Origin of the sequence: Glutamicibacter sp. Je.9.36, from assembly GCF_051129975.1 — a bacterium.
GTDB lineage: Bacteria > Actinomycetota > Actinomycetes > Actinomycetales > Micrococcaceae > Glutamicibacter.
This window is the reverse complement of sequence record NZ_JBCPSN010000005.1, coordinates 45,297-59,178: the sequence shown is the minus strand read 5'-3', so window position 1 is coordinate 59,178 and position 13,882 is coordinate 45,297. Positions and strand designations below refer to the sequence as shown.

Below are 13,882 nucleotides of genomic sequence, written 5' to 3'. Positions count from 1 at the left end.
AAGCAGGCTACTGGTCTTTGCGCGCATTGCCGGTGATATCCAGGTGGTGGGCCAAGAACAACGAGGTGGCAACGCCATCTGGATCCGGATCTCGCATCGCGTAGTCCTCAATCACAGCGCGCAGCCGGCTCATGAGATCCTTCTGGCTTTCTTCATTGAGCTTCAGGCCCAAGCGGATTACCTGTATCTCCTGGGGGTCAAGTCCCTCGATTTCCTGCAGGAAGGTGTCCACCAGCATGGGGGCCGCGTCGGGAATGCGCGTGCCCCAGGACTGCTTGGTGCTGCGATAGGGCACTTCTTTGGCGCCACGGTTGCCTCGGCGTGATTCTTCTGCCGCGAGGTAACCGTTGCTGACCAGGGTTCGCACGTGATGCAAGGAGGTGGCGGGATTCAAATCGAGAATGTCCGCAATTTCCTTGTTCGTTCGTGACTCATGCAGGCACAAGCGCAAGATGCGAAGCCTCAGCGGGGAGCTGAGGGCTCGTGCTCGCGATTGGACAAGTTTATCGGAGGGCATGGAAACAGCATACGCGAAAAGCGCTGAGTGATTGGCAGTTTCAAATCACATGTCGTCCCAAGCGGTATGGGTGTGCCCGCGGCAGCAACCCATGGAAGCAGGAAAATTGCGCGGCTTGCAGGCTGCTACTCGGCGCGAGGGGCACGGGGCCTGCGGCGCGCCGGAGCCGGCGGTACCCGCTTGGCGTGAGTGATCGCCGCGCGGGGGATGCATACCAGTTCAGCCCGGGTTTGGATGCTCACCGATTCCTCCGTCACTTCCTGCAGCTCGCCCAGTGCATCGGAAAAATGCTCACCGGCCCGGCCGTCGGCCAAGCGGTAGCGGACAACAAGCCGTTCACCGGGCGTCACATCACTGAAATTAAGCATTTGGAAACGTCATCTTTTCGTAAGAAGAATTCATCTGGACCCCGGGAAGCTGAAATGTGAATGGTCGATTACGTCACAGCGAGCCAATGGGCGGTCCGATGCATGGGTATCAGGACTAGACTGTAGTTTGAGCTGGTAAAGGATTCAAAGAGCATCTGAGGAAGACCACTAGCTCGTGTTGAAACCACCCAGTGCAAGGAAAGGTCTCGGCCCTCGTGACTTACATCATCGCTCAGCCGTGCGTCGACGTTAAAGACAAGGCGTGCGTCGAAGAGTGCCCGGTAGATTGTATCTATGAAGGTGAGCGCTCGCTCTACATTCACCCGGATGAATGCGTTGACTGCGGCGCCTGCGAACCTGTCTGCCCCGTTGAAGCCATCTACTACGAAGATGACGTGCCGGATGAATGGGCCGACTATTACAAGGCAAACGTCGACTTTTTCGACGAACTTGGATCCCCGGGCGGCGCCGCTAAAATTGGTAACACCGGCACTGACCACCCACTGATCAGCGCCTTGCCACCACAGAACCAAGGCTAGGTTTTCACTTTTATGCTTGAGCTCCCCGATTACCCCTGGAACCAGCTTGCACCATACCGCGAGCAAGCATCCACGTATCCGGGGGGAGTCGTGGACCTGTCGATCGGCACGCCGATCGATGGCACGCCGCAGCTGATCCAGCAGGCGCTGGCCGAGGCGGCGAACTCGCACGGATACCCGACCACGCACGGCACCATTGAAGTTCGCCAAGCCATCGTCGACTGGTTCGCCCGTCGCCGCAATGTCACCGGTTTGAGCACCGATGATGTCATGCCAACGGTCGGCTCCAAGGAAATGGTGGCATGGCTGCCGCTGTTCCTGGGCCTGGGTGCCGGCGACATCGTGGTCCGTCCAGAGATCGCCTACCCCACCTATGACATCGGCACCCAGCTGGTCGGCGCGACCCCCATCGCCACCGACGACCTTTCGGATTTGACTGCTGAGCAGCGTGAACGCGTGAAGCTCATCTGGGTCAACTCGCCAGGCAACCCGACCGGCAAGGTCCGTGCTACCGCCGAGCTGGCAAGCATCGTGGCCCAGGCCCGTGAAATGGGTGCCGTCGTGGCCTCTGATGAGTGCTACGCCGAACTGGGATGGGATGAATACGAGGGCCAGGTGCCAAGCATCCTGGACCCGGCGGTCAACGGAGGAAACCTCGATGACCTGTTCGCCCTGTACTCGCTGTCCAAGCAGTCGAACCTCGCCGGATACCGCGCCGCTTTCGTTGCCGGCGCCCCGAACCTGATGCCAACTCTGGTCAACAGCCGAAAGCATGCGGGCATGATCGTGCCCGGTCCAATCCAGCACGCCATGGTGGTGGCATTGAATGACGACGCGCATGTTGCGGCGCAGCGCGAGCTGTACCGGGCACGCCGGGCCATGCTGCGGCCAGCGCTGGAGAACTTCGGCTTGGCCATCGATGATTCGGTGGCAGGACTGTACCTGTGGTGCACCGATGGGCGGCCAAGCTTCGAAACCATCGGGGCGCTGGCGGAACTGGGCATCGTTGCCGGTCCTGGCGTCTTCTACGGCACCGCGGGGGAACGCCATGTACGCGTGGCCTTGACCGCCTCCGATGAGCGGATCGCTGCTGCCGTTGAACGGTTGAATTCTTCCGCCAACCGGTGAAGATGACACCCTAATTAGCTTGAATGGGTCAAATCGCGGTATGTTCTACGGTGACGACTGACCTTTCGGAACTACACGCTTTCCGGTTAGGAGATGCAATGACAGATACCACATCTGCACAGCTACACTTTGGAGAATCCAACCTCGAGCTGCCAGTAATTCAGGCAGCAGAGGGCAATGACGGATTTGGCGTAGCCCCACTTTTGAAGACTACCGGGAACGTGACCTACGATCCCGGCTTCATGAACACCGCGGCTACCAAGTCCGCGATTACCTACATCGACGGCGACGCGGGCATCCTGCGCTACCGCGGTTACCCAATCGAGCAGCTGGCCGAGAAGTCCAGCTTCATCGAGGTAACCTACCTGCTGATCTACGGCGAACTGCCGACTGCTGACCAGCTGGCCGAGTTCGACAATTCGCTGCGCCGCCACACCCTGCTGCACGAAGAGCTCAAGGGCTTCTTCGGCGGCTTCCCGCGCGACGCGCACCCGATGCCGGTATTGTCCTCGGCTGTTTCGGCCCTGTCGACCTGGTACCAGGATTCGCTGGATCCGAAGGATGACGCACAGGTTGAGCGTTCGACCCTGCGCCTGCTGGCAAAGCTGCCGGTATTGGCTGCGTACGCGCACAAGAAGTCCATCGGCCAGGCATTGCTGTACCCGGACAACTCGATGAACATGGTCGAGAACTTCCTGCGCCTGTGCTTCGGCACCGCTGCCGAGCCTTACCTTGCGGATCCGGATGTGGTCAAGGCCCTCGACTTGCTGCTGATCCTGCACGCTGACCACGAGCAGAACTGCTCCACCTCCACCGTGCGCCTGGTCGGTTCCTCCGAAGCCAACATGTTCGCTTCGGTTTCTGCAGGTATCCATGCACTGTCGGGCCCAGCCCACGGCGGCGCCAACGAAGCCGTGCTGAAGATGCTGCGCGAGATCCAGTCCTCCGGCATCTCCCCAGAAGACTTCATGCAGAAGGTCAAGAACAAGGAAGACGGCGTACGCCTGATGGGCTTCGGCCACCGTGTGTACAAGAACTACGATCCACGCGCCAAGATCATCAAGAAGACCGCTCACGACCTGCTGGCAAAGCAGGGCAAGAACGAGCTGCTTGAGATCGCGATGAAGCTGGAAGAGACTGCGCTGAACGATGAGTACTTCATCTCGCGCAAGCTCTACCCGAACGTGGACTTCTACACCGGCTTGATCTACACCGCCATGGGCTTCCCGGAGAAGATGTTCACCGTGCTGTTCGCCATCGGCCGTCTGCCAGGCTGGATCGCACAGTGGCGCGAAATGATCAAGGACCCTGAGCTGAAGATCGGCCGCCCACGCCAGCTGTACATGGGTGAAACCGCTCGCGACTATCCCGGCTACCAGGCCTAGGGCGAGTTTCCGGATCCCGGCGGAAGGACCTGTCTTCCCACGCAAGTGGGGCGACAGGTCCTTCCCTGTTTTAAGCGGTACTTCGGGAGTATCCTATGAGGCAGAGGGAACGACAAGTGTGCCGAAGAGTCAGGTGGTATGCATGTACCAACGTCGTGGAAATAATTGGTCGCTAGCCATAAATACCAATCAGAATATGCTGATGGCGTTGTACCTGCGCGAACTGTCAGGCGTCCACCCCGCGGAGGCCGGACCCAATAGCCGGCTGGCTTCCAATATCAAGAACCGCAACAAGATCGATGACTCGCATGGACAGCTCAAGCAGGAATGGAGCTCCTGGTGGGATTCGCTGACCGCAATAGCGCCGGCCAAGGAGCCGGCGGCCAGCGATGCACTGATTGAACGGCTTCAAGACGACGGCTACCCGGCACTGGCCCGGCTGGCCCGCGCGCACTACGGCCAGGCCACGGTTTTTGCCCAGCAGCATGCCCAGGACTTCGCAGAAAACAGTGGCAAGTACGTGCCGCACCGCATGGATGAGCTGGAAAGAATCCTCATCGACCACGGGGTGGAGCACGGCATGCAATCCACCCGCCAGGAAATCCAGCTCATTGACGTGCCCCTGGACGAGCCCAGGGCATGGCTGACCGGCACGGCTACCATCGTGGCCAGTACGTCGCTGCTACGCGACTCCAAGGCCTTCCACGGCTTCATCCAGCCGATGGTGACCATCATCTTCCCCGGCGGATAGCCGAGCAATAAAAAACTGGCAGATCACTTCCGTGATCTGCCAGTTGGATTGCAGGGCAAGAACTAGTTGGCGTGCAGTGCGCTGTTCAGCTCTACGGTCTGGCCGGCGCGCGGCAACGCCTCAACGGCGCCGGTGATGGAATTGCGGCGGAAGAGCAGGTTCGGCACGCCGGAAAGCTCCAGCGCCTTGACCTGCTTCTCGCCCAGAACCACTCGGGTGCCGGCGGTCACGTACAGGCCAGCTTCCACTACCGAGTCGTCACCGATGGAAATGCCTACACCGGCGTTGGCGCCCAGCAGTACGCGTTCGCCAATGACAATGCGCTCCTTGCCGCCACCGGAGAGGGTGCCCATGATCGAGGCGCCGCCGCCGACATCCGAACCATCGCCGACAACGACCGAAGCGGACACGCGGCCTTCCACCATCGAAGTGCCCAAGGTGCCGGCGTTGAAATTGACGAATCCTTCATGCATGACGGTGGTGCCTTCGGCCAGGTGGGCGCCGAGGCGCACGCGGCCAGCGTCGGCAATGCGCACGCCGGCTGGGACCACGTAGTCGACCATGCGCGGGAACTTGTCCACGCCGTACACGGTGACCGCTCCACGGGCGCGCAGCTTCAAGCGCGTCACCTCGAAGCCCTCTACCTGGCAAGGCCCGAAGTTGGTCCACACGACATTGGCGAGGTGGCCGAAGATGCCGTCGAGGTTGATGCTGTTCGGTTGGACCAGACGATGCGAGAGCAGGTGCAGGCGCAGCCACACATCGGCGGTGTCAGCTGGTGCTACATCAAGATTAATGGTCAGTGAAACGACCTTCTGGGTGGTGCCGCGGGCTGCATCGTCCTGCGCGGCGGCAGCGAGTTCACCGGAGAGCCCTTCAGCCTTGGCGAGTTCGCCCAAGACTGGAGCCGGGTACCAAACATCAAGGATCGTTCCATCGGATGCGACCGTTGCCAGGCCATGGGCTGAGGCTAAACGGACAGATGATTCGCTGGATGTCACAGATTCTGAAGTCATACACTGATCGTATCTTTGTTGCCCGGAGTAACGTTGATAAATGACAAAAAAGTGAAGCTAGAGACTCAGGACGTAGCCAGCCGTGAACGAATTGGACCTGCAGCAAGACGTTGCCCTGCTTACCGAGCAGATCATGAACATTGAATCCGTTTCCGGCAACGAGCAAGAGCTGGCCGACAAGGTGCACCAGGCGCTGCGGAAGCTGGCGCACCTTGAGGTGCACCGGGACCAGGACGCCATCGTAGCGCGCACCAACTTCGGCCGCGAACGCCGCGTCGTGCTGGCCGGGCACCTCGATACCGTGCCTTTGCCGCGCACCGAGGGCGCCAAGGGCACCGTGCCCGCAGAAGTCATCGACGGGGTGCTCTATGGCCGTGGTGCCACGGACATGAAAGGCGGGGTCGCCGTGCAGCTTGCGCTGGCTGCAGAACTGACCGAGGCCAAATACGATATCACCTACGTCTTCTACGACCACGAGGAAGTAGAAGCAGCCAAATCCGGTCTGGGCCGCCTGGCCAAGAACAGCCCGGAACTCCTGGAGGCCGACTTCGCGATCCTGCTGGAACCGACCGACGGCACCGTCGAAGGCGGCTGCAACGGAACCAGCCGCTTCGTCATCCGCACCCGCGGCAAGGCAGCCCACTCGGGACGTGCATGGATGGGGCATAACGCGATCCACGATGCGGGGGAGATCCTGCAGCGGTTGGCTGCCTACCAGCCCCGGACCATCACTGTTGAAGGCTTGGACTACCGTGAAGGCATGAACGCGGTCCGTGTCGCTGGCGGCATTGCCGGCAACGTGATTCCCGATTACTGCGAGGTGGAAGTGAACTACCGCTTCGCTCCGGACAAGACACTGGCCCAAGCTGAAGCCGTGGTCCTTGAGCTTTTCGACGGCTTCGACATTGAACGCACCGATGGCGCTGATGGCGCCAAACCCGGTTTGGACCAGGAGATCGCCGCAGACCTGATCAAGGTACTGGGCCAGGAACCGAAGCCGAAATACGGATGGACCGATGTTTCCCGCTTCTCTGCTCTGGGCATCTCTGCCGTGAACTTCGGCCCGGGCGATGCGTTGCTGGCGCACAGCGATGATGAGCATGTGCCGCAGCAGGCCATCCGCGATTGCCTGCAGACCCTGCGCACTTGGTTGGGCTAGCGCAGAGGCTGGGATGATCAGCCTTTGAAGAGACAAAAAATCTCCGTACCGCGTGAATCATGCGGTACGGAGATTTTTTTGTTTCAGCTGCTAGGCCTTGGGATCGGAAGGATCCTGTGGCGCTGGCACGTCGAGGCCGGCTGGGGCGCCGACTATGGCTGCGGCCGGGCCGGCCGGGGCATTCTTCTCCTTCTTCACCCGGCTGCTCAGCCGGCGCGAGACAATCACGGCAATCTTGCTCAAGGTGAAGTTGATGATGATGAAGATGGCTGCCGCCACAATCAGCGCCTGCAGGACGTTGCCGTTAGGCGAGGAGTAGGTGCGGGCGAAGAACAGCAACTCGTTGAAGCTGATGATGTAGCCCAAAGCCGAGTCCTTCAAGATCACAACGAACTGGCCGATCAACGCCGGCAGCATGGCGACCAGCGCCTGCGGGATCTCGATGTGGCGCAGCGACATGCCACGGGTCAGGCCGATCGCTATGCCTGCCTCGCGCTGTCCCTTGGGCAGATTGTGCACGCCGGAACGGACCAGCTCCGCTACGACCGAGCCGTTGTAGAAGATCAGCGCCGCGACCACGGCCCACATCGCCGTATCACCTGACAGCTGCAGGGAACGGGAGAAGAAGACGTTGAAGAACACGATCATCAGCAGCACTGGTACCGCGCGGAAGAATTCGACGATCACGGTGGAGATTCCGTTGATCAGCTTATTCTGCGCCAAGCGGCCGACACCGAAGATCAGGCCGAAGATCACCGAGCCGATGATGCCCAGGACTGCTGCCTTGGTGGTTTTCCACAAGCCCGGAAGCAGGTAGTTCTTCCAGGTGCTGCCTTCGATGAAGTCATCCCATTGCGAAGGCTGCATCTGGTCCTTGGCGGCCAGGCCGAGGACGATCCACGCCACGATGCCCAAGGCAATCAAGGCGCCGACTATGTTTACCGCCAAGATGCGGCGGCGGGCCTTTGGCCCGGGAGTATCAAAAAGAATCGACGCGCTCATCGTGCCACCGCCAGTTTCTTAGAAGCCCAAGTAGTCAGCAGGCCCACCGGAATGACGATGATCACGAAGCCCACCGCGAAGGTCAAGAAGATCGGGATCACGATATCTGCGCGGAACTCAATCATGGTCTTCATGACCGAGGAGGATTCCGTGGCAACCGAACCGACCGCTGCGACGGTGGAGTTCTTGATCAAGGCGATCAAGGTGTTGCCCAAGGGGACAATCGCGCCGCGGAAGGCCTGCGGCAGAATCACCAAGCGCGCTGCGGGCAAGAAGCTCAGGCCGATGGCGCGAGCAGCTTCTGCCTGTCCCAGGGGAACCGTGTTCACGCCAGAGCGGATCGCTTCGCACACGAACGCCGCGTGGTAAACCGCAAGGCCAAGGACGGCGAGGCGGAAGAAGTTTCCCTGGAAATCGCTGCTGAGCACGAATCCGAGCTGGCCGTAGAGGGCCAGCACGCAGAACAGGATGATGATGGTCAGCGGGGTATTGCGAATCAGGTTGACGTAGCTGGTGCCCAGGGCCTGGAAGCTCCCCACGGGGGAGATGCGCAGCAAGGCCAAGATGGTGCCCAGCACGAGGGCGCCAATGGCAGCCCAGAAAGTTAGTTGGATATTGACCCAGAAAGCTCCGGGAATGTCGTACTCAGTGAATATGGATAAGTAATTCTCCACTGCAAGCCTCTGTCTCGATGGCCGGAAAACCGGCCAAGCGGCTATGGGTCCGGTACCTGCATTAGCTGGTACCTGGGAAACGCAGATTGCAGATGGGGGCCAAACACGCTGCGTTTGGCCCCCATCGCATCAGATGCTGCTAGGCGCAGGAATCCGAAAGGGTTGGCGGGTTGGTTTCAGCGTTCGGCTTGTAACCGGTGCCTTCGGTGTTCTTGTCCAGGGCCTTCTGCCACTCGCCGGACTCGATCATCTTGGTGATTGCCGCATTGATGTCGCCGCACTTGTCGGTGCCATCAGGCAGGCCCACGCCGTAGTTCTCTTCGGTGAATGGCGCGCCGACAACCTTGAACTTGCCCTTGTAGGCAGGCTGCGCAGCCAGGCCGGCAAGGATGATGTCATCGGTGGTAACCGCGTCAATGGTGCCGCCACTCATCTGGGTGGTGCACTCTGCATAGCCCGGAAGTTCCTGCAGGTTGGTGTTCTGGGCGTAGTTGTCCTTGACCTTCTGGGCCGAGGTGGAACCGGTGACCGAGCACAGGTTCTTGCCATCGAGGTCTTCTGGGCCGGCGATATCCGAGTCGGATGGAACCAGCAGGTCCTGGCCGGCGACAAAGTATGGACCAGCGAAGTCGACAACCTTGTTGCGCTCATCGGTGATCGAGTAGGTTGCGAAGATCATGTCAACCTGGTTGTTCTGCAGCATGGTCTCGCGGTTGGCCGACGGTGCCGAAATGAATTCGATCTTGTCCTCGGTGTAGCCCAGTTCGCTGGCTACGTACTTGGCGACGTCAACGTCGAAACCGGTGTAGTTATCGCCGTCCTTGAAGCCGAGTCCCGGCTGGTCGTACTTGATGCCGATGCGGATCTTGTCGCCGTCGGCTTCGCTGTCGCCGGAGCCGCCACATGAAGTCAGGGCCAGGGCTGCGACGGCGGCCATTGCGGCTACAGTGCCGAAACGAGTCTTGCGCATTGTTCCTCCTATTGGATGCGTGATGATGAAATTAGTGGTTGGTGATCAACTTGCCAAGGAAATCCTTGGCACGGTCGGATTTGGGATTGGTGAAGAATTCCTCAGGAGTGGCCTGCTCGACGATCTGGCCGTCGGCCATGAAGATCACGCGGTCCGCCGCCTTGCGGGCGAAGCCCATCTCGTGGGTGACCACGAGCATGGTCATGCCTTCCTTGGCAAGACCCACCATGGTGTCCAGGACCTCGTTGATCATTTCCGGGTCCAGGGCACTGGTTGGCTCGTCGAAGAGCATCACCTTCGGCTTCATGGCCAGTGCGCGGGCGATCGCCACACGCTGCTGCTGGCCGCCAGAAAGCTGTGCGGGCAGTTTGCCGGCCTGGTTGGCCACGCCCACACGCTCCAGCAGCTGCATCGCCAATTTCTTGGCCTCCTCCTTCTTCATGCCCTTGACCTTCATCGGACCGAGGGTCACGTTCTCCAAGATCGACTTGTGGGCAAAGAGGTTGAAGGACTGGAAGACCATGCCGACATCGGCCCGGAGATTGGCCAGTGCCTTGCCCTCTTCGGGAAGGGTCTTGCCATCAATCTTGATGGTGCCTTCGTCGATGGTTTCCAGTCGGTTGATGGCGCGGCACAGCGTGGACTTGCCCGAGCCCGACGGGCCGAGGATCACAACGACCTCGCCCTTGGTCACTTCGAGATTGATGCCGTTGAGCACATGCAGCGCACCGTAGTGCTTATTGACCCCAGTCAGCTGGACGATAGGGCCTTCAGAAGAAGCTTGAGCCTGATGATCGCTTTTCATGTTGTAGACATTACTTGATGTGACGGCGACTACGCGACCCGTCGACCATGTCACACCTAGTTGTTATCAAACTGTTCTCCAATCAGCGGTAGGTCACATCCGAAGATGCGCAGGAGTAACCGATAGAGTGAAGTTATGGTTCATCAGCGTAAGAGTGAAGAAAATGCCCGGGTCGGGCAAAAGCGCCACATCGAAGCGAGCTGGCCAGGAAAGCAACCGGAAGATCAGCTTGACCACCATCTTCTGGAAAGCCCGCAGGTCGATGTCACGCATAGCGACGTGTGGCGCGTGTTGCGTATCCAATCGGAATTCGTCTCCGGCTTTGGAAATATGGCCGGCACCGGCCCTGCCATCGCGGTTTTCGGTTCCGCGCGCACGGATCCGGGCAGCCCGTACTATGCGATCGCCCAGCGTGTCGGCAGCCGCTTGGCCGAGGAAGGCATCACTACCATCACCGGTGGCGGCCCCGGCGCCATGGAAGCGGCCAACAAGGGAGCTGCTGACAAGGACGGCGTTTCCGTAGGCCTGGGCATTGAGCTGCCTTTTGAAACCGGGCTGAATGCCTGGGTCAACAAGGGCCTGAACTTCCGCTACTTCTTCGTGCGCAAGACGATGTTCGTGAAGTACTCGCAGGGCTTTATCGTGCTCCCCGGGGGTTTTGGCACTCTGGACGAACTGTTCGAAGCGTTGACCTTGGTCCAGACCAAGAAGATCACCAGCTTCCCGATTGTGCTCGTGGGCACCGAATACTGGGGCGGCTTGGTGGACTGGATGACCAAGACGCTCGTTGCTGAAGGCACCATTTCCCCCGGTGATCTGGACTTGTTCACTATCACCGATGATCCTGATGAAGCGGTGGATCTGGTGCTGCGTGCGCATGAAGAAAACCTGAAGGTCGGCGACCTGGCGAAGGGGCAGTAGGCGATGCCGTTCCTCCTTGTTGCCATCGCAGTATTGCTGGTGGGTGCTGTTGCGCTGCTGCTGTCCAGCCAGCGGAAGAATGTACCGGCAGGTCGCCACTTCGAATCCACTGGGGAGCCCATCACGGGATTGGTCGAGCACCAGGCTTCGTTGCCGCCGGTGCTGCTGGCCAAGAATCCGCGCGCTGAAGATGTGGAGAAAGTTCGCTTCTCCTTGGGCTTGCGCGGTTACCGCTGCGACCAGGTGGATGAGGTGCTCGATGTCCTCGCGGCAGAAATTACCGAGCTTGAGAATACGGTTCGTGACCTTGAGTCACGGCGTGTGATTAGCGACACGGGCGAAAATTAGTAATAATAAAAGATAAGTGTCCCAACTCAGCAGGGAATCCTTGCTGAGGATGGACTAGGCATTCGGTTGTATGCACGGCAAGCGCCAGTGCATGCGTTAGCCACAGACGAAGGGAACAGCTTAATGGCTGCTATGAAGCCACGCACCGGTGATGGACCAATGGAAGTCGCTAAGGAAGGCCGCAGCCTCATCTTGCGCCTGCCAATCGACGGAGGCGGACGACTGGTAGTCGAGTTGAACAACGACGAGGCAACCGAATTGCGTGAGTGCCTGCTCAAGGTAACTGAGTAAGCCTGCCCAAGTTCTAGCTTTGGCCGCACGGGTTGCTGGTGCGGCAATCGAGGACCGACAGAAATGTCGGTCCTTTGTCTTTCCCGAAATCAGCGGCTAGAGGCGGGTCGCGGCCTTGGCAGGAAGGACAGTGGCCACAAACAGGCCCTGCTCGGTAGGGAACAGGTGGGTCTGCAAGCGCGGGTCCTCGCGCAGCATGCGCAGCGCATCTCGGGTCGTGACGGTGGAGGGGCGGCGAACCGCGGGCTTGGCCAGGCGATGCTCGTCATAGGCGTTGTTCACTATGATCACCCCGCCGGTTCCGACCAGCCGCTTGGCCTCGGCCACGTACTCGAGCAGCAGCTCAGCGCCGGCGTCGATGAGTACCAGGTCGTAGGCGTGGTCGGCCAAGCGCGAGAGCACGTTCTCTGCGCGCTCATTGATAATGCGGGCGCGGGCCGTGGGGATGCCTGAATCGCGCAGGCCCTGGCGCATCGCGTTGGCGTGCTCCAGATCCGATTCAATCGCAGTCAACGTCATGGCGTTGCCCATGACCTCGAGCATCGCCAGCGATGCGACACCCACACCGGATCCGATCTCCACGATATTGCGCGGCTGGCGCAGGGTGCAGAGCATCTGCAGCATCGAGCGGCCGGCCTGATCGATGCAGCGCACGCCCAGGTCTTCCGCACGTTCGCGAACCGGGGCGACATGCTCTGGTTCGTTGACGTGGTTCTGGGTATAGGTCCAGCTCGCGAAGAGTTCTGGATTCATCGATGGCATCGGCGGAGGTCCTCAAGGGTTGAATTGGCGGGGCCAGTTCCCATCGTACCTACGTCGTTACCTGAAGTTGTTGAACTTGGAGGTTCTCGCGCAGGGTATTCTTAGCTTCAGCTCAGCTTCCCATTTCATACTTGGAGTGTGAACAATGCACGAAGTGAAACAGTTTCTTCTACGGTGACTGCCGAAACCACGACTCCGACATGGGATCAGATGGTCCAAGAACATGGGCAACGGGTCTTCCGTTTGTCCTACCGTTTGACTGGTAACCGCCAAGATGCCGAGGACCTCTCGCAGGAGGCATTCGTTCGCGCATTCAAAGCCTTGGAAAATTACACCCCCGGAACCATGGGCGGGTGGCTGCACCGCATTACCACCAACCTGTTCCTGGACCAGGCTCGGCGCAAGAGCAAGATCCGCTTCGACCGTTTCGCCGAGGGATCCGAAGACCGGATGCCCGGTACCGCGGTAACCCCGGAACGCTATTTCGAATTCAACAACTTGGATGTCGACGTGCAAGAAGCCTTGCGTGCGTTGTCGCCGGAGTTCCGTGCCGCTATTGTCCTGTGCGATATGGAAGGCTTCTCCTACGAGGAAGTCTCACGCATCCTGGATGTCAAGCTCGGGACCGTGCGTTCTCGCATCCACCGCGGCCGCGCCATGCTTCGTGATGCGCTCGCTCACCGCAATCCAGCCAACCGCCCTGCCAAGACCATGTCGTTGCCGCGCATCCCGCGAGGCTTGCGCGCCGCCAGCTAACCCCGTTCATCGCGTGTTCACCGTTGGCGTGGCGCGGTGACTTCGTTAGTGGCACCGGAACAAGGTAATCTTCTTACGTGGATCTTTTTGGTATTAATGGTGGCGAGTTTATCGTTCTCGCCGTGCTGGCGGTCGTTATTCTGGGCCCCGAAAAGCTTCCCGAGTACGCCAAAAAGCTAGCGAACCTGGTCAAGGAAGTGCGGCGCATGGCCAATGGCGCCAAGGAGCAGCTGCGCGAGGAAGTAGGCGACGAGGTTGCCGACATCGACTGGAAGAAGCTGGACCCGCGCCAGTATGATCCACGCCGAATCATCAAGGAGGCGCTTGTCGATGAATTCGACGACGCCGTGAATGCCGCAAAGGGTTCTCCAGCCAAAACTGTGGCCCCAGCCCCGGTGCGCACCGCGGTCCCTTCGGCTACCACGCAGCAGTTGCAGCTGGGCGCCAATGAACCGGCGCCCTTCGACTCCGAAGCCACCTAGGCCCAGAA

Annotated in this window: 18 protein-coding genes; 10 read left to right on the top strand and 8 right to left on the bottom strand. The window is 59.9% G+C overall.

All coding sequences use genetic code 11. The annotated features are described in order from the left end of the window. Positions 1-7: 7 nt before the first annotated feature. On the bottom strand, positions 8-517 hold the full coding sequence (locus AAZQ98_RS12975; protein ID WP_105657540.1) for a helix-turn-helix domain-containing protein: 510 nt from the start codon (positions 515-517) through the stop codon (positions 8-10). A 125-nt stretch (positions 518-642) separates the two neighbouring features. Continuing rightward, the gene (locus tag AAZQ98_RS12970) at positions 643-885 is read right to left on the bottom strand and encodes a putative acetyltransferase (RefSeq protein ID WP_105661520.1); all 243 of its coding nucleotides are present in this window, start codon (positions 883-885) and stop codon (positions 643-645) included. Between the two features lie 215 nt (positions 886-1,100). Between AAZQ98_RS12970 and fdxA the strand changes: the two genes are divergently transcribed. The 4 genes from fdxA (at position 1,101) to AAZQ98_RS12950 (ending at position 4,688) form a co-directional block, all read left to right on the top strand. Next, the gene (gene fdxA, locus AAZQ98_RS12965) at positions 1,101-1,424 is read left to right on the top strand and encodes a ferredoxin (protein ID WP_013349521.1); all 324 of its coding nucleotides are present in this window, start codon (positions 1,101-1,103) and stop codon (positions 1,422-1,424) included. A 12-nt stretch (positions 1,425-1,436) separates the two neighbouring features. Next, positions 1,437-2,552: a succinyldiaminopimelate transaminase gene (gene dapC, locus AAZQ98_RS12960; protein ID WP_434692804.1), complete on the top strand. Its 1,116-nt coding sequence runs from the start codon at positions 1,437-1,439 to the stop codon at positions 2,550-2,552. A gap of 98 nt (positions 2,553-2,650) precedes the next feature. Further along, complete coding sequence (locus AAZQ98_RS12955) at positions 2,651-3,937, top strand: citrate synthase (protein ID WP_105657537.1); 1,287 nt, start codon at positions 2,651-2,653, stop codon at positions 3,935-3,937. 202 nt (positions 3,938-4,139) lie between these two features. Next, positions 4,140-4,688: a hypothetical protein gene (locus tag AAZQ98_RS12950; RefSeq protein ID WP_133833694.1), complete on the top strand. Its 549-nt coding sequence runs from the start codon at positions 4,140-4,142 to the stop codon at positions 4,686-4,688. A 62-nt stretch (positions 4,689-4,750) separates the two neighbouring features. On the opposite strand, the gene dapD is transcribed toward AAZQ98_RS12950, so the two are convergent. Then, complete coding sequence (gene dapD, locus AAZQ98_RS12945) at positions 4,751-5,704, bottom strand: 2,3,4,5-tetrahydropyridine-2,6-dicarboxylate N-succinyltransferase (protein ID WP_105657535.1); 954 nt, start codon at positions 5,702-5,704, stop codon at positions 4,751-4,753. 82 nt (positions 5,705-5,786) lie between these two features. Here dapD and dapE point away from each other — a divergent pair, with 82 nt between their 5' ends. Further along, positions 5,787-6,863 carry a succinyl-diaminopimelate desuccinylase gene (gene dapE / locus AAZQ98_RS12940; protein ID WP_105657534.1) on the top strand — a complete coding sequence of 359 codons (1,077 nt, stop codon included), beginning with the start codon at positions 5,787-5,789 and terminating at the stop codon, positions 6,861-6,863. Positions 6,864-6,953: 90 nt separating this feature from the next. Here dapE and AAZQ98_RS12935 read toward each other — a convergent pair whose 3' ends face one another. The 4 genes from AAZQ98_RS12935 to AAZQ98_RS12920 form a co-directional block, all read right to left on the bottom strand. After that, positions 6,954-7,865, bottom strand: a complete 912-nt coding sequence (locus AAZQ98_RS12935) for an amino acid ABC transporter permease (RefSeq protein ID WP_434692800.1) — start codon at positions 7,863-7,865, stop codon at positions 6,954-6,956. Continuing rightward, positions 7,862-8,539, bottom strand: a complete 678-nt coding sequence (locus tag AAZQ98_RS12930) for an amino acid ABC transporter permease (protein WP_105657532.1) — start codon at positions 8,537-8,539, stop codon at positions 7,862-7,864. Before AAZQ98_RS12930 ends, AAZQ98_RS12935 begins: the two co-directional genes overlap by 4 nt. A 139-nt stretch (positions 8,540-8,678) precedes the next feature. Continuing rightward, a complete protein-coding gene (locus AAZQ98_RS12925) occupies positions 8,679-9,509 on the bottom strand; it encodes a glutamate ABC transporter substrate-binding protein (protein WP_105657531.1) in 831 nt (276 codons plus the stop codon). Between the two features lie 31 nt (positions 9,510-9,540). Continuing rightward, the gene (locus AAZQ98_RS12920) at positions 9,541-10,272 is read right to left on the bottom strand and encodes an amino acid ABC transporter ATP-binding protein (protein ID WP_434693192.1); all 732 of its coding nucleotides are present in this window, start codon (positions 10,270-10,272) and stop codon (positions 9,541-9,543) included. A 177-nt stretch (positions 10,273-10,449) separates the two neighbouring features. On the opposite strand from AAZQ98_RS12920, the gene AAZQ98_RS12915 reads away from it, so the two are divergent. From AAZQ98_RS12915 to AAZQ98_RS12905, 3 genes are all read left to right on the top strand, one after another. Beyond that, positions 10,450-11,235 (top strand): TIGR00730 family Rossman fold protein, encoded by a 786-nt coding sequence (locus AAZQ98_RS12915; RefSeq protein ID WP_434692795.1) that lies wholly within the window; start codon positions 10,450-10,452, stop codon positions 11,233-11,235. Positions 11,236-11,238: 3 nt separating this feature from the next. Beyond that, entirely contained in the window at positions 11,239-11,583 is a 345-nt protein-coding gene (locus tag AAZQ98_RS12910) for a DivIVA domain-containing protein (RefSeq protein WP_105657528.1), read from the top strand. Between the two features lie 123 nt (positions 11,584-11,706). After that, entirely contained in the window at positions 11,707-11,874 is a 168-nt protein-coding gene (locus tag AAZQ98_RS12905; protein WP_013349509.1) for a DUF3117 domain-containing protein, read from the top strand. 96 nt (positions 11,875-11,970) lie between these two features. Here the strand turns inward: AAZQ98_RS12905 and AAZQ98_RS12900 are convergent, their stop codons facing one another. After that, a complete protein-coding gene (locus AAZQ98_RS12900) occupies positions 11,971-12,636 on the bottom strand; it encodes an O-methyltransferase (RefSeq protein ID WP_105657527.1) in 666 nt (221 codons plus the stop codon). A gap of 138 nt (positions 12,637-12,774) precedes the next feature. On the opposite strand from AAZQ98_RS12900, the gene sigE reads away from it, so the two are divergent. Both sigE and AAZQ98_RS12890 read left to right on the top strand, forming a co-directional pair. Continuing rightward, positions 12,775-13,392, top strand: a complete 618-nt coding sequence (gene sigE, locus AAZQ98_RS12895) for an RNA polymerase sigma factor SigE (RefSeq protein WP_105657526.1) — start codon at positions 12,775-12,777, stop codon at positions 13,390-13,392. A gap of 77 nt (positions 13,393-13,469) precedes the next feature. After that, positions 13,470-13,874, top strand: coding sequence for a sec-independent translocase (locus AAZQ98_RS12890; protein ID WP_434692791.1), 405 nt, complete (start codon positions 13,470-13,472; stop codon positions 13,872-13,874). The last annotated feature ends 8 nt before the right edge of the window (positions 13,875-13,882 follow it).

Coding starts and splice junctions, on each gene's coding strand:
- AAZQ98_RS12975 (WP_105657540.1), bottom strand. CDS start 517: ATGCCCTCCGATAAACTTGTCCAATCGCGAGCACGAGCCCTCAGCTCC.
- AAZQ98_RS12970 (WP_105661520.1), bottom strand. CDS start 885: ATGCTTAATTTCAGTGATGTGACGCCCGGTGAACGGCTTGTTGTCCGC.
- dapC (WP_434692804.1), top strand. CDS start 1,437: ATGCTTGAGCTCCCCGATTACCCCTGGAACCAGCTTGCACCATACCGC.
- AAZQ98_RS12955 (WP_105657537.1), top strand. CDS start 2,651: ATGACAGATACCACATCTGCACAGCTACACTTTGGAGAATCCAACCTC.
- AAZQ98_RS12950 (WP_133833694.1), top strand. CDS start 4,140: ATGGCGTTGTACCTGCGCGAACTGTCAGGCGTCCACCCCGCGGAGGCC.
- dapD (WP_105657535.1), bottom strand. CDS start 5,704: ATGACTTCAGAATCTGTGACATCCAGCGAATCATCTGTCCGTTTAGCC.
- AAZQ98_RS12935 (WP_434692800.1), bottom strand. CDS start 7,865: ATGAGCGCGTCGATTCTTTTTGATACTCCCGGGCCAAAGGCCCGCCGC.
- AAZQ98_RS12925 (WP_105657531.1), bottom strand. CDS start 9,509: ATGCGCAAGACTCGTTTCGGCACTGTAGCCGCAATGGCCGCCGTCGCA.
- AAZQ98_RS12915 (WP_434692795.1), top strand. CDS start 10,450: ATGGTTCATCAGCGTAAGAGTGAAGAAAATGCCCGGGTCGGGCAAAAG.
- AAZQ98_RS12910 (WP_105657528.1), top strand. CDS start 11,239: ATGCCGTTCCTCCTTGTTGCCATCGCAGTATTGCTGGTGGGTGCTGTT.
- AAZQ98_RS12905 (WP_013349509.1), top strand. CDS start 11,707: ATGGCTGCTATGAAGCCACGCACCGGTGATGGACCAATGGAAGTCGCT.
- AAZQ98_RS12900 (WP_105657527.1), bottom strand. CDS start 12,636: ATGCCATCGATGAATCCAGAACTCTTCGCGAGCTGGACCTATACCCAG.